This window comes from Pseudomonas sp. TWRC1-2, from assembly GCF_049896685.1.
In the GTDB taxonomy this organism is placed as follows: Bacteria; Pseudomonadota; Gammaproteobacteria; order Pseudomonadales; family Pseudomonadaceae; genus Aquipseudomonas.
The window spans coordinates 663,380-681,353 of sequence record NZ_JAFCUU010000002.1 but is presented as its reverse complement, the minus strand read 5'-3'; the positions used below and the strand labels follow the sequence as shown (position 1 = coordinate 681,353).

At 60.8% G+C, this 17,974-nt stretch carries 16 protein-coding genes; 7 read left to right on the top strand and 9 right to left on the bottom strand.

The genetic code is table 11. The features are described 5' to 3' along the window. The first annotated feature begins 40 nt into the window (after nucleotides 1-40). Nucleotides 41-964, top strand: coding sequence for a LysR substrate-binding domain-containing protein (locus ACP7B3_RS07555; protein WP_426178561.1), 924 nt, complete (start codon nucleotides 41-43; stop codon nucleotides 962-964). A 106-nt stretch (nucleotides 965-1,070) separates the two neighbouring features. Here the strand turns inward: ACP7B3_RS07555 and ACP7B3_RS07550 are convergent, their stop codons facing one another. The 3 genes from ACP7B3_RS07550 to ACP7B3_RS07540 form a co-directional block, all read right to left on the bottom strand. Further along, on the bottom strand, nucleotides 1,071-1,799 hold the full coding sequence (locus ACP7B3_RS07550; protein WP_416362823.1) for an aspartate/glutamate racemase family protein: 729 nt from the start codon (nucleotides 1,797-1,799) through the stop codon (nucleotides 1,071-1,073). 13 nt (nucleotides 1,800-1,812) lie between these two features. Beyond that, a complete protein-coding gene (locus tag ACP7B3_RS07545) occupies nucleotides 1,813-3,342 on the bottom strand; it encodes an NCS1 family nucleobase:cation symporter-1 (protein WP_145159169.1) in 1,530 nt (509 codons plus the stop codon). A gap of 469 nt (nucleotides 3,343-3,811) precedes the next feature. Beyond that, the gene (locus ACP7B3_RS07540; RefSeq protein ID WP_426178560.1) at nucleotides 3,812-4,546 is read right to left on the bottom strand and encodes a phosphoadenylyl-sulfate reductase; all 735 of its coding nucleotides are present in this window, start codon (nucleotides 4,544-4,546) and stop codon (nucleotides 3,812-3,814) included. A gap of 152 nt (nucleotides 4,547-4,698) precedes the next feature. Between ACP7B3_RS07540 and thrH the strand changes: the two genes are divergently transcribed. Next, nucleotides 4,699-5,316, top strand: a complete 618-nt coding sequence (gene thrH, locus ACP7B3_RS07535; RefSeq protein ID WP_145159167.1) for a bifunctional phosphoserine phosphatase/homoserine phosphotransferase ThrH — start codon at nucleotides 4,699-4,701, stop codon at nucleotides 5,314-5,316. A 69-nt stretch (nucleotides 5,317-5,385) separates the two neighbouring features. Here thrH and ACP7B3_RS07530 read toward each other — a convergent pair whose 3' ends face one another. From ACP7B3_RS07530 to ACP7B3_RS07505, 6 genes are all read right to left on the bottom strand, one after another. Next, nucleotides 5,386-5,757: a helix-turn-helix domain-containing protein gene (locus ACP7B3_RS07530; protein WP_426178559.1), complete on the bottom strand. Its 372-nt coding sequence runs from the start codon at nucleotides 5,755-5,757 to the stop codon at nucleotides 5,386-5,388. Then, complete coding sequence (locus ACP7B3_RS07525; RefSeq protein WP_426178558.1) at nucleotides 5,757-6,059, bottom strand: type II toxin-antitoxin system HigB family toxin; 303 nt, start codon at nucleotides 6,057-6,059, stop codon at nucleotides 5,757-5,759. Before ACP7B3_RS07525 ends, ACP7B3_RS07530 begins: the two co-directional genes overlap by 1 nt. Nucleotides 6,060-6,279: 220 nt before the next feature. Further along, on the bottom strand, nucleotides 6,280-7,623 hold the full coding sequence (gene pabB / locus ACP7B3_RS07520) for an aminodeoxychorismate synthase component I (protein WP_426178557.1): 1,344 nt from the start codon (nucleotides 7,621-7,623) through the stop codon (nucleotides 6,280-6,282). Nucleotides 7,624-7,739: 116 nt separating this feature from the next. Next, entirely contained in the window at nucleotides 7,740-8,726 is a 987-nt protein-coding gene (locus ACP7B3_RS07515; RefSeq protein WP_426178556.1) for an alpha-L-glutamate ligase-like protein, read from the bottom strand. Further along, the gene (locus tag ACP7B3_RS07510) at nucleotides 8,726-10,258 is read right to left on the bottom strand and encodes an inactive transglutaminase family protein (protein ID WP_106576285.1); all 1,533 of its coding nucleotides are present in this window, start codon (nucleotides 10,256-10,258) and stop codon (nucleotides 8,726-8,728) included. Before ACP7B3_RS07510 ends, ACP7B3_RS07515 begins: the two co-directional genes overlap by 1 nt. 5 nt (nucleotides 10,259-10,263) lie before the next feature. Then, nucleotides 10,264-10,800, bottom strand: a complete 537-nt coding sequence (locus tag ACP7B3_RS07505) for an ATP-dependent zinc protease family protein (RefSeq protein WP_119742081.1) — start codon at nucleotides 10,798-10,800, stop codon at nucleotides 10,264-10,266. A gap of 270 nt (nucleotides 10,801-11,070) precedes the next feature. On the opposite strand from ACP7B3_RS07505, the gene ACP7B3_RS07500 reads away from it, so the two are divergent. The 5 genes from ACP7B3_RS07500 to prpF all read left to right on the top strand — a co-directional run bounded on the left by ACP7B3_RS07500 (nucleotide 11,071) and on the right by prpF (nucleotide 17,836). Next, nucleotides 11,071-11,766, top strand: a complete 696-nt coding sequence (locus ACP7B3_RS07500) for a GntR family transcriptional regulator (RefSeq protein ID WP_426178555.1) — start codon at nucleotides 11,071-11,073, stop codon at nucleotides 11,764-11,766. Between the two features lie 11 nt (nucleotides 11,767-11,777). Continuing rightward, complete coding sequence (prpB, locus tag ACP7B3_RS07495) at nucleotides 11,778-12,671, top strand: methylisocitrate lyase (protein ID WP_025854214.1); 894 nt, start codon at nucleotides 11,778-11,780, stop codon at nucleotides 12,669-12,671. Between the two features lie 42 nt (nucleotides 12,672-12,713). Continuing rightward, a complete protein-coding gene (gene prpC, locus ACP7B3_RS07490) occupies nucleotides 12,714-13,841 on the top strand; it encodes a bifunctional 2-methylcitrate synthase/citrate synthase (protein WP_426178554.1) in 1,128 nt (375 codons plus the stop codon). Between the two features lie 199 nt (nucleotides 13,842-14,040). Then, entirely contained in the window at nucleotides 14,041-16,635 is a 2,595-nt protein-coding gene (gene acnD / locus ACP7B3_RS07485) for a Fe/S-dependent 2-methylisocitrate dehydratase AcnD (RefSeq protein ID WP_426178553.1), read from the top strand. Between the two features lie 10 nt (nucleotides 16,636-16,645). Then, nucleotides 16,646-17,836, top strand: coding sequence for a 2-methylaconitate cis-trans isomerase PrpF (prpF, locus tag ACP7B3_RS07480; RefSeq protein WP_124418255.1), 1,191 nt, complete (start codon nucleotides 16,646-16,648; stop codon nucleotides 17,834-17,836). The last annotated feature ends 138 nt before the right edge of the window (nucleotides 17,837-17,974 follow it).

The following is a 17,974-nucleotide window of genomic DNA, read 5'->3' as shown; positions in this document are numbered from 1 at the left end:
GCTATAGTCTGTGTAAACCAAAAGTTTGCAATGGGGCGATATGGATAGCTTTGGCAGTATCGAATGTTTTGTACGCAGCGCCGAAGGCGGCAGCTTTGCCGAGGCCGCCAGGCACTTGAGCCTGACGCCGGCGGCGGTGGGTAAAAGTGTCGCCAAGCTGGAGGCACGCCTGGGTGTGCGGCTGTTCCAGCGCAGCACCCGACGCCTGACCCTGACCGAGGCCGGCAAGCTGTTCCTCGAAGAGGTCAGTGGCAGCCTCACCACCATCCAGAACGCCGTGGCCAACCTGGCCAGCGCCGAAGGGCGGCCGGTGGGCACGCTTAAAGTCAGCATGGGCACGGTGTTCGGCAATCGTTATGTGGTGCCGCTGTTGGCGGAGTTTATGCGGCGCTTTCCGGATATCAGCCCGGATTGGCATTTCGATAACCGTCAGGTCGACCTGATCGGTCAAGGCTTCGACGCTGCCATTGGCGGTGGTTTTGAACTGCCCCAGGGCGTGGTGGCGCGCAAGCTGAGCCCCGCGCATCGAGTGCTGGTGGCCTCCCCGGATTACCTGGCGCAACGCCCGCCGGTGCACGCGCCCGAAGATTTATCGCGGTGCCTGGGCATCCTGATTCGCTCGCCGCAAACCGGCCGCGTGCGCACCTGGCAACTCACCGGCCCGGACCGTGAACAACGCCCGCTGGTACTCAAACCGCGCATGACCATGAGCGACTCCGAAGCCGCCTGCTGCGCCAGCGCTCAAGGCCTGGGCATTGCGCTGGTGAGCATGCCGATGGCCGTGCCGTTTCTGGACAGCGGTGCGGTGGTGCGGGTGTTGCCCGACTGGTTCGTCGACGACGGCAACATCTCCCTGTACTACGCCGAACACAAACTGCTGCCCGGCAAGACCCGGGTGTTTGTGGATTTCATCATTGAGCAGTTTGCCGAGCAGCAACTGGGGCGACGGTTCAGCGCCATTTGATCCCGGCGGCCTACCGAGGCGCGGCCATCGCGGGCAAGCCCGGCTCCTACTGTTAAGCGCATTCCCCTGTGGGAGCCGGGCTTGCCCGCGATGCAGGCGACGCAGTCTACCGGCCGAACTGACCCGGCCAGCCAATGACTTTCTTCGGCCTCGGGGTGGCATAGGTCCTGATCTTCGACGTCGACAACCCCAACCGCACCAGCGATTCGGCAATGGTCACCGCGGCCGTCACCCCATCCACCACCGGCACGCCGGTGCGCTGGCGAATCTGTTCATCCAGCCCGGCCATGCCGCCGCAGCCCAGGCAGATCACCTCGGCCTTGTCGTCGTGAATGGCCCGTTCCGCCTGACGCACGATGGCTTCCATTGCCGCCAGCGGGTCTTCTTCGAGTTCCAGCACGGCCATGCCACTGGCGCGTACCGAGGCGCAGCGCTGGTACAGGCCGGCGAGTTTCAGGCGGTCTTCAATCAACGGCACGGTGCGATCCAGGGTGGTGACTACTGAATAGGCGTGCCCCAGGAACATTGCTGTGCTGGCGGCTGCTTCAGTGATGTCCACCACTGGCACGTCTAACAACTCCTGCAACCCTTCACGGCCATGTTCGCCATAGCCGGCCTGGATCACCGCATCAAACGGCTGGTCGTAGGCCATCACGCGGTCCATCACCGCGATGGCGGCCAGGTAGCTTTCGAAATTGCCTTCCACTGATTCGGCGCCGAAGTAAGGCGTGAGCCCGACAATCTCAGTGCCTGGCGAGGCGACGGCCCGCGCCTGCTGGGCAATGGTTTCAGTGATGGATTCGGTGGTGTTGACGTTGACCACGAGGATACGCATGGAATGTCCTTGATTAATGACTGACGTTATCGACTGCAATGCTTTCGCCACTGACATCGGCGTAGTGCGGCCGACGCTTGGCGATCAAGAGGTACAACAGCCCTGCAATACCGGCGCCAAACAGCCAGGAAAACGGGGCGACGCTGGCAAAGCCGGGCAACAGCGCCAGCAGAATTGCGATCACCGCTGCGGGAATAAACGCCGCGACCGCACGTAAATTGACTCCGCGGCTGTAGTAATAAACGCCATTGGGGTCTTCGCTATACAGCTGCAATACGTCCACCTGGCTTTTACGGATCAGCCAGTAATCGACCATGATCACCCCGTACAGCGGCCCCAGCAGCGCGCCCAGGCCCGAGAGGAAATACACGATCACCAGCGGGCTGTTGTAGAGGTTCCACGGCAGGATCAGCACTGCCAGCGTGGCGCTGATCAACCCGGCGCGCCGAAAGTTCAGGTACTTGGGCGCCAGGTTGCTGAGCACAAACGCGGGGGCGACGAAGTTGGCCATGATGTTGACCGCCACGGTAACGATCAGGAAGGCGAGGCAGCCGAGCACCAGGAAGAAGGTATTGGGAATGGCCGCGATGATTTCGGTCGGGCTTTCGATCACCCGGCCATTGAGCTGGAACTGCCCGCCGCAGAGCAGCACGGTGATTGCGGCAAACACCAGGATATTCACCGGCAAGCCCCAGAAGTTGCCGACCAGGATGGTCTTGCGGCAGGGCGAGGAACGGGCGAAGTCGCAGAAATTGAGGATCAGCGTGCCGTAGATCGTCAGCCACAACGCGCCACCGGCAAAGATATTGCGCCACATCTCGCCACCGCTCAGCGGTTCGCGGATCGACCAGGCAATATTGCCGCCGACCTGGAAGTACATCCAACCGGCCAGCGAGGCCACCGTCACCAGAATCACCGGCCCGGCGAACGCCTCGTAGCGGCGTACCATTTCCATGCCGTACGCCAGGATCACCAGCTGCACAAACCAGATCGCCACGAAACACGCCCAACCGAGGGTCGACAGGCCGAGGATGGAGTTGTGGTCATAGTCGGCAAATCCTGGATGAATGGCCGACAGCAGCACGCGGAAAACCACCGAGGCCAGGTAGGTCTGGATACCAAACCAGGCAATCGCAATGACCGCGCGAATCAATGCCGGAATCTGTGCACCGTGGATGCCGAAACTGATGCGGCTGATCACCGGGAAGGGCACTCCGGTCTTCTGGCCCATAAACCCCGACAAGTTCATGAAGAAGTACACCAGCGCTGCGCCGATCCCCAGCGACATCAGAATCTGCCAGCCGCCGAGGCCCAAGGCATACAGGCCGATGGCAAACGAATAGTTGGCGATGTTGTGCACGTCATTGGTCCACAGCGCAAAGATGCTGTAGCGGCCCCAACGTCGGCCCTCAACCTTGGTGGGCGCCAGGTCTTTGTTGTGCAAGCGCGGGCTGAGCACGAGCGGGCCGGGGCTTGCGGCCACAGGGTTCAGGACGGAGGAGGGCAGATCCAGTGCGATGTTATTCGAGAGGCTTGTACGCATTCCGGCAGGCTCCGGCGCATCTGCTGGAACGTCGCAGATGGCAAAGTGTATGTATGTTTTGTATTTATTGTATACAAAGCGTAATTCACCTTAAGCCACATGCGTGCCAGTTTTCGATCTATAAAAACTGTGTTTAATTTCGTTTTTACTGATTATTAAAATAACTGGCTGAATTTAAAGCGATATAAATTGACCGTTTGAACAGGTATTTATTTTTAAGTGGGGAGGCGCTCTACTGGAGAGGCAAGCAGCACGCGGGGATGGGTGTTACGTTTTGGTGCGGTGCAATATAAATTGCACACATAAATGGCACCGATAGTTACATGAGTGTGTACAGAATTTTTATTCACCACAAAGCAAATGTGGGAGCGGGCTTGCCCGCGATAGTGATCTATCAGCCAACAATTCATTGACTGACACACCCTCATCGCGGGCAAGCCCGCTCCCACATTTTTTACTGCGACAGACCTCAGGCCTTGCTGATGATATTCCCCGCGTGCAGCCCACATTCCTTCTGCGTGGCTTCTTCCCACCACCAGCGGCCTTCGCGTTCGTGCTGGTTCGGCAGTACCGGGCGGGTGCACGGCTCGCAGCCTATGCTGATAAACCCGCGCTCATGCAAGCTGTTGTACGGCAGCTCGAGCATGCGGATGTAACCCCAGACTTCCTCGCTGGTCATTTGCGCCAGCGGGTTGAATTTGTACAGGGTGCGCTCGGGCGTAGAGAACGCCGCGTCAATTTCCAACGCCGCCACCTGGCTGCGGGTGCCGGGGCTCTGGTCACGGCGTTGGCCGGTGGCCCAGGCGCTCACGCCGGACAGTTTGCGGCGCAGCGGTTCGATCTTGCGCACACCGCAGCATTCGCCATGGCCATCCTTGTAGAAACTGAACAGGCCCTTTTCCTTGACGAAGGGTTCCAGTTTGCTCTGGTCCGGCGAGATCAACTCGATGTCGATCTTGTAGAACTCGCGCACCTGTTCGATGAACCGGTAGGTCTCCGGGTGCAGGCGCCCGGTGTCGAGGCTGAACACCTTGACGTTCTTGTTCAGCTTCCAAGCCATGTCTACCAGCACCACATCCTCGGCGCCGCTGAAGGAAATCCACAGGTCATCACCGAACTGGCTGAACGCCAGTTTGAGAATGTCCTGGGCGGATTTGTTGGCATAAGTCGTGGCGAGTTCAACGACGTCGAAGGCTTGGTTCATCAGGACGGTTCCTACAGGTCAGTGGCGCTGAGCGCTCTATAGGGAAGCGATGGTACCAAAATCCGCCCCGCGTTGCGGCGCAGAGCTTGAGTCGCTAGAGTTCGGCAGTCCTTTTGCTCGCTCAACTAACAACATCTAAATGGGAGTGTCTTGTGGAAATTGCCTGTCTCGACCTGGAAGGGGTGCTGGTTCCGGAAATCTGGATTGCCTTCGCCGAAAAAACCGGTATTGAATCCCTGCGCGCCACTACCCGCGACATTCCCGACTATGACGTGCTGATGAAGCAACGCCTGCGCATCCTCGACGAGCATGGGCTCAAGCTTGCCGACATCCAGGAAGTGATCGCCACCCTTGAGCCGCTGGACGGCGCCATTGAGTTCGTCAACTGGCTGCGCGAGCGTTTCCAGGTGGTGATCCTGTCCGACACCTTTTACGAATTCTCCCAACCGCTGATGCGCCAGCTGGGTTTTCCGACCTTGCTGTGCCACCGCTTGATCACCGATGAAAACGACCGGGTGGTGAGTTACCAACTGCGTCAAAAGGACCCGAAGCGCCAATCCGTGCTGGCATTCAAGACCCTCTACTACCGCGTGATCGCCGCCGGCGATTCCTACAACGACACCACGATGCTGGGCGAAGCTGACCGTGGGATTCTGTTCCATGCGCCGCAGAACGTGATTCGCGAGTTCCCGCAATTTCCCGCGGTGCATACGTTTGAGGATTTGAAGAAAGAGTTCATCAAGGCGTCGAATCGGGCGTTGAGCCTGTAAGTTTTTCAGCGCTGCTGATGGCCGCTTCGCAGGCAAGCCAGCTCCCACATTTGGTCGGGTTCACACAGTTCAACCTGTGGTGGCTGGCTTGCCTGCGAGCAACCGATCATAAGGAATACTCAAGCCCTCATGCAGGCGCTTGATCATCGCCAGGCTCAGCTTGCGCTTGTGGTTCAGCACTTCAGACACTCGCCCGCTCGTGCCGATGAAAGGCTCAAGGTCACGGGCGGTCATGCCTAGCTGCTCCATGCGAAGTTTGATCGCTTCCACCGGGTCCGAAGGCGGCATGGGAAAGTGTTCGGCTTCGTATTTCTCAATAAGGACGGCAAGGATCTCCAGCTCGTCACCCTCCGGCGAGCCGATCTCGGCCCCCCATAGTTGCTCGACGCGTGCGAGCGCCGCCGCCAGGTCTTGCTGGGAATGAATGGGTTTTATGTTCATCACACGGTCTCCGCGTTGATCTGGTCGTAGTGCGCGTGGGTTCCCACGAAGCGTATGAACCCCAGCTGGCGCTGATAATCGATTGCCATGATCACTTGATACTTGTTGCCACCCACGTTGAACACAACCCTGCAGCCTTTGAGAATGCTGGCTGTTCTGAGATCTGCTTTGAGTGCCTGTGGCGTCTGGTAAGTGGTCTTCTCCCTATGACGGTACAACTCGACCAGGGGTGTTTTGGCATCGGTATAGGCGGGATGGCTTTCCCAGAATGTTCGTAAGGCAGACAGAGCGATTATGCGCATCGCTGCAACCTCCCAATTTGGGAGATGGTAGGCCCGGTGAGGTGGATATGCAATCGCGGAAATAATTTCTGACGAGTAGGCAGTCGCTTCATGTGATCCTTCACAAACGGCGGGTGGACGTGGACGCTATCCTCCAGGCTACACGTCGTCCACGACTGTTCTGATGCAGGCTTTTTCGGCAGCTCGGCTCTGCGCCTGAGCCTCAGGCAGGGCCGGGCTGCTACAAGCTTTCCAACGTTTGTAACAACACCCGCACTTTAGTCAGCGACTCCTGATACTCCGCCTCCCACTGCGAGTCCGCCACGATCCCGCCACCGCCCCAGCAGCACACCTGCCCATCCTTGACCAGCAAGCTGCGAATCGCGATGGAGCTGTCCATCTCGCCGCGCACATCCAGGTACACCAACGAGCCGCAGTACAACCCGCGCCGCGTGGGTTCAAGCTCATCGATGATCTGCATGGCGCGAATCTTCGGTGCGCCGGTGATGGAACCACCTGGGAAGCTGCCGGCGATCAGGTCGAGGGCGTCTTTGTCGTCGGCCAAGGTGCCAGTGACGCTGCTCACCAAGTGATGCACGTTGGGGTAGCTTTCAAGGCTGAACAACTCCGGTACTTTCACCGAGCCGGTGCGGCAGGTGCGGCCCAGGTCGTTGCGCAGCAAGTCAACGATCATCAGGTTTTCGGCGCGATCCTTGGGGCTGGCCAGCAGCTCGGCGGCGTGGGCCGCGTCTTCTTCGGGCGTCAGGCCGCGCGGGCGGGTGCCTTTGATCGGGCGGGTTTCGACGCGGCGCTCGCTGATGTGCACGAAGCGCTCCGGCGACAGGCTCAGCACTGCGCCGTCGTCCGGCAGGCTCTGGAACCCGGAAAACGGGGTAGGGCACGCCTCACGCAAGGCGCAGTAAGCCGCCCACGGATCGCCGACGCACGGCGCGCGAAAGCGCTGGGCAAAGTTGACCTGGTAGCAGTCGCCGGCCTGGATGTACTCCTGAATGCGCACGATGGCCTGCCGGTAAGCGTCGGCGGTCAGGTCCGCAACCATGGGGCCGTGCAGTTTGAAGCTGGCCTGGATGTCGACAACTTCAGCGTTGAACAGCGCAATCAGGCGTTGTCGTTCGCTGTCGATCAGCGAAGGGTGGAAGACCAACTGACTGCTCTGCACCCGGTGGTCGCTGATCAGCGCCCAGGCGTACAGCCCAAAGCGCGCGTCCGGCAGGTGCAGGTCGTCCACCGCCAAATGCGGCATGTGTTCCAGGTGGCGGCCGAAGTCGTAGCTCAGGTAGCCGATCAAACCCCCGGCAAACGGCAGTTCTAAACCTGCGGGCAATGCCGCCTCACCCAACTGCGTGAGGTTTTCGCGCAAGCGTTGCAGGAAATCACTGCCGTTTTCGTCAGGCCGTACCGTCAGCGTTTCCACTGGCCAGGCGCTGAGCAGGTCATAGCGCCCGCGTTCGGCAGCCGGGCGGCCGCTGTCGAGCAACACTGCGCCGGGAGCGTGACGAATCGCCGCGAAGTAGTCGGCGGGGTTGGCCCGGTAGGGCAGCGGGTGTACAGAGCAGGTCGACATGCGGGGTGGATCAGCTGTTGGCTTGGGGGAGGCGATTGTAGTCCTCCGAAGGGTTTGGTCCTAGAGCGCGGTTTAAATGGGGCAGCGAGCAAGCCCGCTCCCACAGTTGAGTGGCGTCAGCCTTCAACGGCGGGAATATGCCCAAACATCTCCTGCACGAACTTAACCCGCTCTTGCGGCGTTTCCGTCACGCCCGCAGCTTTCAACTCTTCCAACCGCGCTTCCACCGCATGGGTGCGCAACGTCAGGCCGCAGTCGTTGGCAATCTGGATATTCAGCCCCGGCCGTGCGTTCAGCTCGAGGATCAGCGGGCCTTTCTCCTGGTCCAGCACCATGTCAACGCCGATGTAACCCAGCCCGCACAGCTCATAACAGCTGGCCGCCAACTTCATGAAACCGTCCCAGTTGGGCAGTTGCACGCCATCCACCGCGTTGGTGGTGTCGGGGTGTTTGGTGATGATGTTGTTCAGCCAGGTGCCGCGCAGCGTCAAACCCGTGGCCAGGTCGACACCCACGCCAATCGCGCCCTGGTGCAGGTTGGCCTTGCCGCCGGATTGGCGCGTCGGCAAGCGCAGCATGGCCATTACCGGGTAACCCATCAGCACAATGATGCGGATGTCCGGCACGCCTTCGTAGCTGATGCTCTTGAAGATCTGGTCGGGCACCACGCGGTATTCGATCAGCGCGCGGTCACGGTGGCCGCCCAGGGAATACAGGCCGGTGAGGATGCTGGAAATCTGGTGTTCGATTTCTTCATGGCTGATGATCTTGCCGGACACCGTGCGATAGCGCCCTTCAAAACGGTCGGCCACCACCAGGATGCCATCGCCGCCGGCACCCTGGGCCGGCTTGATCACGAAGTCGCTGCGCCCACCGATGATGTCGTCGAGCTTGTCGATTTCCTTCTCGGTGGAAATGATCCCGTACATTTCCGGCACATGAATGCCAGCCGCCATCGCCCGCTCCTTGGTGATGATCTTGTCATCCACAATCGGGTACAGGCTGCGCTTGTTGTACTTGAGCACGTAGTCGGCGTTACGCCGGTTGATGCCCATGATCCCCCGCGCTTCCAGGGCCTTCCAGGTTTTCCAGAAGCCGAACATTACGAGTCAGCCTTGAGGAAGGCCTTGAAACGCACCAGTTCGGTCAGGCGGTAGCCGCGATAGCGACCCATGGCCAGCATGAAACCCACCAGGATCAACAGGACTGCCGGGAAGGTGAACACAAAGTAGATCAGCTCCGGCACGCTCATGATGATGTGCGCCAGCGAGGCGGCGAACAGCGTACCAATCGCTACTTTCAGCGCATGGTTGGCGCCGCGTTCTTCCCAGGTGATCGACAGGCGTTCGATGGTCATGGTCAGAATCACCATCGGGAACAGCGCCACCGACAGCCCGCGCTCCAGGCCCAGCTTGTGGCTGAACAAACTGATGGCTGCAATCAGCACCACCACGAAGGTCAGCACCACCGACAGCCTCGGCAGCATCTGCAGCTTCAAGTGTTCCAGGTACGACCTGAGCGACAAGCCCAGCGCGGTAATAATGGTGAAAAGCACGATGCCAAAGCCCAGTTGCGTCTCGCGAAACGCCAGGGCGATCAGCACCGGGGTGAAGGTGCCCAGCGTCTGCAGGCCGATCAGGTTGCGCAGGATCAGAATCACCAGCACGCCAATCGGGATCATCACCATGATCATGAAGGTCTGCTGGGTTTGCAGCGGCAGGCCGTACAGCGAGTATTCGAGGAAGTTGGCGTCGGTGTTCTCGTCGGTCAGCTTGGCCAGGCGAATCGCGTTCATTTCGCTGTTGTTCAGGCTGAAGGTCACCATGGCTTTCTTGCCGCCATCCACCGTGATCAGGTTTTCATCGCCGGTCCACCACAGCAGGCGGTCGGCGGGCAGGCCTTGCTCGCCGGTTTCCGGGTTGAAATACAGCCAGTCATTGCCATTGAAGCTGCGCAGCCACAGTTCCGGGGTTTGCGGCTGGTCGGCGACGAGGCGGATGGTGTGGACTTTTTCCACCGGCACATGGGCTATGGACAGCAATAACTCGACGATCTTGGCCTTGTGCGGCGTCGACGGGTCGCCCGCCAGCAGCAGCTTCACATTGTCGTCGTTGAGGTTGTTGGTGCGCTTGATCGCTTCGGTAATAAAGGTTTCGACGTCGGCCGAATGCTGGCGGATCGGCGCCAGCAAGGCTTCGGCGGCGATTTTTTCCGGGCCTTCCACAGCAATGCTGTCGCGGAAGGTCGGACCTTTGACCTTGACCTTTTCGCCGCTGTAACGCTTGGTCAGCACCAGGCGGTAATACAGCGTCTGGTTGCCCTTGGCGCGGCGCGCCGACCAGGTGACCTTGCGGTTGCCGTCGGTGCGGTTGACGCTCACGCCGTAGTTATTGGAGATGAAACTCTCGTTGAGGCTGACGAAGTCGCGGCTCAGGGGCGGCACGAACATCGAGATCTTCACCGGGTCTTTGGGGCTGGCGACAAACTCGACCTTGGCGTCGATGTTCCACAGATCGTCGGTGGCGTCCTCGGTGACGGGAATCCCCAGCACGAAAATCTGGTAGGCGGTGACCGAAATACCCAGCACCACCAAAATGGTGATGAGGATTTTCAGGTGCAGGGTCAAAGAGCGCATTCGGTTTACTCGGCGGTAGGAGCGTCAGCGGCGCAGGCAGGTTTGCCCGCTGCGTATTTAAGACTGGGGTCGACCAGCGCATCAAAGCGTTTCAAGGCTTCGGAGCCGATCAGCAGCGGGTATTGGAATGCGCTGCGGTCAGTCAAGTTCACTTCGATGCTGCGTAAAGCAGTGCCCATGCAGATGTCCAGGGCGATCACTGGGCGGGCGGTGTAGTTCTTGTCCTCATCGGGGTCGTAGTCACCGGCGCGGCGTTTGATTTTGCTGACGCGGGCCAGGGGGCGTTCGATGGGGTGGGAATGGGCGGTGTCGATGGCCAGGTAGAAACGTACCCAGGACTCACCGTTGCGTTTGAAGCGCTTGATGTCGCGGGCGCTCAACGAGGCGGTCTTGGCGCCGGTGTCGAGTTTGGCCGCCACTTCCAGGTCAATGCCCGCCAGTTTCGCGTATTCATTCAGGCCATACACGGTCTTCTCGGCGGCGCCGCCAAGGCTGGGTATGCACGCTAGGCAAAACATTAAAAGGAAGGGCTTGAGTCTCATAGATCCTGAGGCGCTGCAGTGCGATGTTTAATTCAAGGCGACTGGCATTGCTGCGCAATCTCGGGTGCGCCGTTTCATCAAGTGATGTCAGGCAAAAGCGGCGGGCATTCTAACATGATGCTTTTTTGGCGCCAGCGCTGGCAGGCGGCCATGCCCCTATTCAGCGCAGAAGGGGTTATTAGACGATTGTCGACAATGTTGATTTATTCTTTGACTATTTTGGCTTGAGTGGCTAGTTTTTGCGGCATTGCTTTTAAAGGTGTCGACAATATGCTGGATCAACTGGAAACCCCAGTGGTGGCGCAGGACGATTCCCAGACCATGTCCGAGAACGTCTTCCGGCGCATCCAGGCCGCCATCGTCAAAGGCGAAATCGCCCCCGGCAGCAAGATTTCCGAGCCGGAACTGGCCCGCACCTACGGCATCAGCCGTGGCCCGCTGCGCGAAGCCATCCACCGCCTTGAGGGCCAGCGCCTGCTGGTGCGCGTGCCTCACGTTGGCGCTCGAGTGGTGTCCTTGAGCCATGCCGAGCTGATCGAACTCTATGAAATCCGCGAGTCCCTGGAGGGCATGGCCTGCCGCATGGCCGCCGAGCGCATGACCGACGCGGAAATCGAAGAGCTGCGCCAGGTACTTCATACCCATGAACGCGACGAAGCGTTCCAGGCCGGCCTGGGCTACTACCAGCAAGAGGGCGACTTCGATTTTCATTACCGGATAATTCAAGGCGCCGGTAACCGCACCCTCACCCAAATGCTCTGCGGCGAGCTGTACCAATTGGTGCGCATGTACCGCATCCAGTTCTCCGCCACGCCTAATCGTCCACGCCAGGCTTTTGCCGAGCACCACCGCATTCTTGACGCGATTGCCGATCGCGACGGTGAACTGGCCGAATTGTTGATGCGCCGGCATATCGGCGCCTCCAAACGCAACATTGCCCGTCACTTCCCCGACGGCACTTCCTGAAGAGGTGAGTCATGAGTTCTAACAACAAAAGTACACCCGGCCAGCGTTTCCGTGACGCGGTCGCCAGCGAACATCCGTTACAGGTCGTTGGCGCGATCAACGCCAACCACGCGCTGCTGGCCAAGCGCGCCGGTTTCAAGGCGATTTACCTGTCGGGTGGCGGCGTGGCGGCGGGTTCTCTGGGCGTGCCAGACCTGGGCATCACGGGCCTGGATGACGTGTTGACCGACGTGCGCCGCATCACCGACGTGTGCGACCTGCCGCTGCTGGTGGACGTGGACACCGGTTTTGGCTCCTCGGCCTTCAACGTGGCGCGCACGGTCAAGTCGATGATCAAGTTCGGCGCGGCCGCCATCCATATCGAAGACCAGGTCGGCGCCAAGCGCTGCGGCCATCGTCCGAACAAAGAAATCGTGTCCCAGCAGGAAATGGTCGACCGCATCAAGGCCGCCGTGGATGCGCGCACCGATGACAGTTTCGTGATCATGGCGCGCACCGACGCCCTCGCCGTCGAAGGTTTGGAATCGGCACTGGAACGCGCCGCCGCCTGCATCGAAGCCGGCGCTGACATGGTGTTTCCCGAAGCCATCACTGAGCTGGAGATGTACAAGCTCTTCGCCTCCCGCGTGAAGGCACCGATCCTGGCCAACATCACCGAATTCGGCGCGACGCCGCTGTACACCACCGAACAGTTGAAATCTGCCGATGTTTCCATCGTGCTGTACCCGCTCTCGGCCTTCCGCGCCATGAACAAGGCCGCCGAGAATGTCTACACCGCGATCCGTCGCGATGGCACTCAACAGAACGTGATCGACACCATGCAAACCCGCATGGAGCTCTACGATCGCATCGACTACCACACCTTCGAGCAGAAGCTCGACGCGCTGTTCGCCGCGAAAAAGTAAAGAACGCGCCTCCCTGAATAACTACAAAATTGGAGAACAACCATGGCTGAAGCAAAAGTATTGAGTGGCGCCGGCCTGCGTGGCCAGGTGGCCGGGCAGACCGCACTGTCCACTGTGGGCCAGGCCGGCGCCGGCTTGACCTATCGCGGCTACGACGTGCGTGAACTGGCCGCCGATGCGCAATTTGAAGAAGTCGCCTACCTGCTGCTGTACGGCGAATTGCCAACCATAGCCGAACTGGCGGCCTACACCGCCAAACTCGGCAAGCTGCGCGACTTGCCGCAGGCGCTTAAAGAAGTGCTGGAACGCATCCCCGCCGACGCCCACCCGATGGACGTGATGCGCACCGGCTGCTCGTTCCTGGGCAATATCGAGCCCGAAAAAGACTTCAGCGTGCAGCGCGATGTCACCGACCGCCTGCTTGCCGCTTTCCCGGCGATCATGTGCTACTGGTATCGCTTCAGCCACGATGGCAAAAAGATTGACTGCGTGACCGACGAGCCGAGCATCGGCGGCCATTTCCTGCACCTGTTGCATGGCAAGAAGCCGAGCGAGTTGCACGAGAAGGTCATGAACGTGTCGCTGATCCTTTACGCCGAGCACGAGTTCAACGCCTCGACGTTCACCGCCCGTGTGTGTGCCTCGACCCTGTCCGACCTGTATTCCTGCGTCACCGCCGCCATCGGTTCGCTGCGCGGCCCGCTGCACGGCGGCGCCAACGAAGCCGCGATGGAAATGATCGAGCGTTTCGGCTCGGCCGAAGAAGCCGTAGAAGGCACTCTCGGCATGCTGGCGCGCAAAGACAAGATCATGGGTTTTGGCCACGCGATCTACAAAGACAGCGACCCGCGTAATGAAGTGATCAAGGGCTGGTCGAAAAAGCTCGCTGACGAAGTGGGCGACAAGGTGCTGTTCCCGGTCTCCGAAGCCATCGACAAGACCATGTGGGAGCAGAAGAAACTGTTCCCCAACGCCGACTTCTACCATGCCTCGGCGTACCACTTCATGGGCATCCCGACCAAGCTGTTCACGCCGATTTTCGTCTGCTCACGCCTCACCGGCTGGGCCGCGCATGTGTTCGAGCAGCGCGCCAACAACCGCATCATCCGTCCAAGCGCCGAGTACATCGGCGTTGAGCAGCGCAAGTTCGTGCCAATCGAACGTCGCTGAGTGAGGAGACCGACGAGCCCGGGATGGGTATGAGGTCAAATGTGAGAGGGGGCTTGCCCCCGATAGCAGTCTGTCAGTTGATACAGCTGGCACTGAGCAACCGCCATCGGGGGCAAGCCCCCTCCCACATGTTGATCACATTCCAATTCTGGATCTGCGCAGGTCTTCCTTTTGCAACTACCGTGACCGAGTCCTGACGATGAACACTGAATTTCGCAAACCGCTCCCTGGCAGCCGCCTGGATTTCTACGACGCCCGTGCGGCAGTCGATGCAATCGCCCCCGGCGCCTACGCCACTTTGCCGTACACCTCCCGCGTGCTCGCCGAGAACCTGGTGCGCCGTTGCGACCCGGCCACGCTCAATGCGTCCCTGAGCCAACTGATCGAACGCAAGCGCGACCTCGACTTCCCCTGGTTCCCGGCGCGTGTGGTGTGCCACGACATCCTCGGCCAGACCGCCCTGGTCGACCTTGCCGGCCTGCGCGACGCCATCGCCCTGCAAGGCGGTGACCCGGCCCAGGTCAACCCGGTGGTGCCCACCCAGTTGATCGTCGACCACTCCCTGGCGGTCGAAGCCGGAGGTTTTGACCCGGACGCGTTCGAGAAAAACCGCGCCATCGAAGACCGTCGCAACGAAGACCGTTTTCACTTTATCGAGTGGACCAAAAAGGCTTTCAAGAACGTCGACGTGATCCCGCCGGGCAACGGCATCATGCACCAGATCAACCTGGAGAAAATGTCTCCGGTGATTCAGGTGCGTGACGGCGTGGCGTTCCCGGATACCTGCGTCGGCACCGACAGCCACACCCCGCATGTGGACGCCCTGGGCGTGATCGCCATCGGCGTTGGCGGCCTGGAGGCCGAGAGTGTGATGCTCGGTCGCGCGTCGTGGATGCGCCTGCCGGAAATTATCGGCGTCGAACTCACCGGCAAGCTGCTGCCCGGCATCACTGCCACCGACATGGTGCTGGCGCTGACCGAATTCCTGCGTAAGCAGAAAGTGGTGGGGGCGTGGCTGGAATTCTTCGGCGAAGGCGCCTCCAAGCTGACCCTGGGCGACCGCGCGACCATCTCCAACATGGCCCCGGAATACGGTGCCACCGCGGCGATGTTCTACATCGACCCGCAGACCATCGCCTACCTGAAACTCACCGGCCGTGAAGACGAACAAGTCACCCTGGTCGAGCAGTACGCGCGTCACACCGGCCTGTGGGCGGATGACTTGAAAGGCGCGCAATACGAGCGCGGCCTGACCTTCGACCTGTCCAGCGTGGTGCGCAACATGGCCGGCCCGAGCAACCCGCACGCGCGCGTGGCCACCAGCGACCTGGCATCCAAGGGCATCTCCGGCCAGTGGGATGAAGTGCCGGGGCAAATGCCTGATGGTGCGGTGATCATCGCCGCTATCACCAGTTGCACCAACACCAGTAACCCGCGCAACGTGATCGCCGCCGGCCTGCTGGCGCGTAACGCCAACAAGCTTGGGCTGACGCGCAAGCCGTGGGTCAAATCCTCGCTGGCACCGGGTTCGAAAACCGTGGCCATGTACCTGGAAGAAGCGGGCTTGGGCCACGAGCTGGAAAAACTCGGCTTCGGCGTGGTGGCATTTGCCTGCACCACCTGCAACGGCATGTCCGGCGCACTCGACCCGGTGATCCAGCAGGAAATCATCGACCGCGACCTGTACGCCACCGCCGTGTTGTCGGGCAACCGCAACTTCGACGGGCGCATTCACCCCTACGCCAAGCAAGCGTTCCTGGCCTCGCCGCCGCTGGTGGTGGCTTACGCGATTGCCGGCACCATCCGTTTCGACATTGAAAAGGACGTGCTGGGTCTCGACGCCAACGGCAAGGAAATCCGCCTGCAGGACATCTGGCCGAGCGATGAAGAAATCGACGCGGTGGTTAAAGCCTCGGTCAAGCCGGAGCAGTTCCGCGCGGTCTACATCCCGATGTTCGCGATCCACGAAGACACCGGCCCCAAAGTCGCGCCGCTGTACGACTGGCGCCCGCAAAGCACCTACATCCGCCGCCCGCCGTATTGGGAAGGCGCGCTGGCCGGTGCACGCCCACTCAAGGGCATGCGGCCGCTGGCGGTGCTGCCGGACAACATCACCACCGACCACCTGTCGCCGTCCAACGCGATCATGCTCGACAGCGCCGCGGGCGAGTACCTGGCGAAAATGGGCTTGCCGGAAGTCGACTTCAACTCCTACGCGACTCACCGCGGCGACCACTTGACCGCGCAACGCGCGACCTTTGCCAACCCGAAACTGTTCAACGAAATGGTCCAGGAAAACGGCAAGGTCAAGCAGGGTTCGCTGGCGCGTATCGAGCCGGAAGGCCAGGTCACACGCATGTGGGAAGCCATCGAAACCTACATGGAACGCAAGCAGCCGCTGATCATCATTGCCGGCGCCGACTACGGCCAGGGTTCGTCCCGCGACTGGGCGGCCAAAGGCGTGCGCCTGGCCGGTGTGGAGGCGATTGCCGCCGAAGGCTTTGAGCGTATTCACCGCACCAACCTGGTGGGCATGGGCGTGTTGCCGCTGGAGTTTCTGCCGGGCACCGACCGCCACACCCTGAACATCGACGGCAGCGAAACCTATGACGTGGTCGGCCAACGCACCCCGCGTGCGCAACTGACCCTGGTGATCAACCGCAAAAATGGCGAACGTGTCGAGGTGCCGGTGACGTGCCGCCTGGACACCGCCGAAGAAGTGTCGATCTACGAGGCGGGCGGCGTGTTGCAACGTTTTGCCCAGGACTTCCTGGAATCGGCGGCGACCGCCTGAGGGGTTAACCATGGCACACGCAGCGCAAATCAAGATTCCCGCCACCTACATGCGTGGCGGCACCAGCAAGGGCGTGTTTTTCAGCCTCAAGGACCTGCCCGAAGCCGCGCAGGTGCCGGGTGCCGCGCGCGATGCCTTGCTGTTGCGGGTGATCGGCAGCCCCGATCCCTACGACAAGCAAATCGACGGCATGGGCGGCGCCACTTCGAGCACCAGCAAAACCGTGATCCTCGCCAAAAGCACCCGCGCCGATCATGACGTGGACTACTTGTTTGGCCAGGTCTCCATCGACAAGCCTTTTGTCGATTGGAGCGGCAACTGCGGCAACCTGTCGGCAGCGGTGGGTTCGTTCGCCATCAGCGCCGGGCTGGTCGACCCCGCCCGCGTGCCGCGCAACGGCGTGGCCGTGGTGCGGGTCTGGCAGGCCAATATCGGCAAGACCATCATCGCCCATGTGCCGATCACCGACGGCGCGGTGCAGGAAACCGGCGACTTTGAACTCGACGGCGTGACCTTCCCGGCCGCCGAAGTGCAGCTGGAGTTCATGGACCCGGCGGCGGAAGAGGAGGGCGGCGGTGGCTCGATGTTCCCCACCGGCAACCTCATCGACGACTTGGAGGTGCCCGGTGTCGGCACCTTCAAGGCGACGCTGATCAATGCGGGCATTCCGACGATTTTCATCAACGCTGAAGACCTCGGCTACACCGGCACCGAGCTGCAAGGCGCGATCAACAGCGACCCCAAAGCCCTGGCGATGTTTGAAACCGTGCGGGCCTATGGCGCATTGCGCATGGGCCTGATCAAGCATCTTGATGAAGCTGCCCAGCGTCAGCACACGCCCAAGGTCGCCTTTGTGGCCAAGCCTTTGGACTACGTGGCGTCCAGCGGCAAGGCCATCAAGGCCGGTGATGTGGATTTGCTGGTGCGCGCCTTGTCGATGGGCAAGTTGCACCACGCCATGATGGGCACGGCGGCGGTGGCGATTGGCACGGCGGCGGCGATTTCCGGCACCTTGGTCAACCTCGCAGCCGGTGGTGTCGAACGTAATGCGGTGCGCTTCGGGCATCCGTCCGGCACCTTGCGTGTGGGCGCGGAGGCGACCCAGGTGAACGGCGAATGGGTGGTTAAGAAAGCCATCATGAGCCGCAGCGCGCGGGTATTGATGGAAGGTTTCGTACGCGTGCCCGGCGACGCCTTTTAATAGCCAGCACCGAACCCATGTGGGAGCGGGCTTGTGTGGGAGCGGGCTTGCTCGCGAAGACGGTGTGTCAGCTACACATAAGTTGACGGGCCCACTGCATTCGCGAGCAAGCCCGCTCCCACAAAAGCCTAAGCGCTA

Bases quoted from the DNA above. Each gene is read 5' to 3' on its own strand.
- prpC (WP_426178554.1), top strand. From the start codon at position 12,714: ATGGCTGAAGCAAAAGTATTGAGTGGCGCCGGCCTGCGTGGCCAGGTG.
- ACP7B3_RS07500 (WP_426178555.1), top strand. From the start codon at position 11,071: ATGCTGGATCAACTGGAAACCCCAGTGGTGGCGCAGGACGATTCCCAG.
- ACP7B3_RS07540 (WP_426178560.1), bottom strand. From the start codon at position 4,546: ATGAACCAAGCCTTCGACGTCGTTGAACTCGCCACGACTTATGCCAAC.
- pabB (WP_426178557.1), bottom strand. From the start codon at position 7,623: ATGTCGACCTGCTCTGTACACCCGCTGCCCTACCGGGCCAACCCCGCC.
- prpF (WP_124418255.1), top strand. From the start codon at position 16,646: ATGGCACACGCAGCGCAAATCAAGATTCCCGCCACCTACATGCGTGGC.
- acnD (WP_426178553.1), top strand. From the start codon at position 14,041: ATGAACACTGAATTTCGCAAACCGCTCCCTGGCAGCCGCCTGGATTTC.
- ACP7B3_RS07545 (WP_145159169.1), bottom strand. From the start codon at position 3,342: ATGCGTACAAGCCTCTCGAATAACATCGCACTGGATCTGCCCTCCTCC.
- ACP7B3_RS07550 (WP_416362823.1), bottom strand. From the start codon at position 1,799: ATGCGTATCCTCGTGGTCAACGTCAACACCACCGAATCCATCACTGAA.
- prpB (WP_025854214.1), top strand. From the start codon at position 11,778: ATGAGTTCTAACAACAAAAGTACACCCGGCCAGCGTTTCCGTGACGCG.
- ACP7B3_RS07515 (WP_426178556.1), bottom strand. From the start codon at position 8,726: ATGTTCGGCTTCTGGAAAACCTGGAAGGCCCTGGAAGCGCGGGGGATC.
- ACP7B3_RS07530 (WP_426178559.1), bottom strand. From the start codon at position 5,757: ATGAACATAAAACCCATTCATTCCCAGCAAGACCTGGCGGCGGCGCTC.
- ACP7B3_RS07525 (WP_426178558.1), bottom strand. From the start codon at position 6,059: ATGCGCATAATCGCTCTGTCTGCCTTACGAACATTCTGGGAAAGCCAT.
- ACP7B3_RS07505 (WP_119742081.1), bottom strand. From the start codon at position 10,800: ATGAGACTCAAGCCCTTCCTTTTAATGTTTTGCCTAGCGTGCATACCC.
- ACP7B3_RS07555 (WP_426178561.1), top strand. From the start codon at position 41: ATGGATAGCTTTGGCAGTATCGAATGTTTTGTACGCAGCGCCGAAGGC.
- ACP7B3_RS07510 (WP_106576285.1), bottom strand. From the start codon at position 10,258: ATGCGCTCTTTGACCCTGCACCTGAAAATCCTCATCACCATTTTGGTG.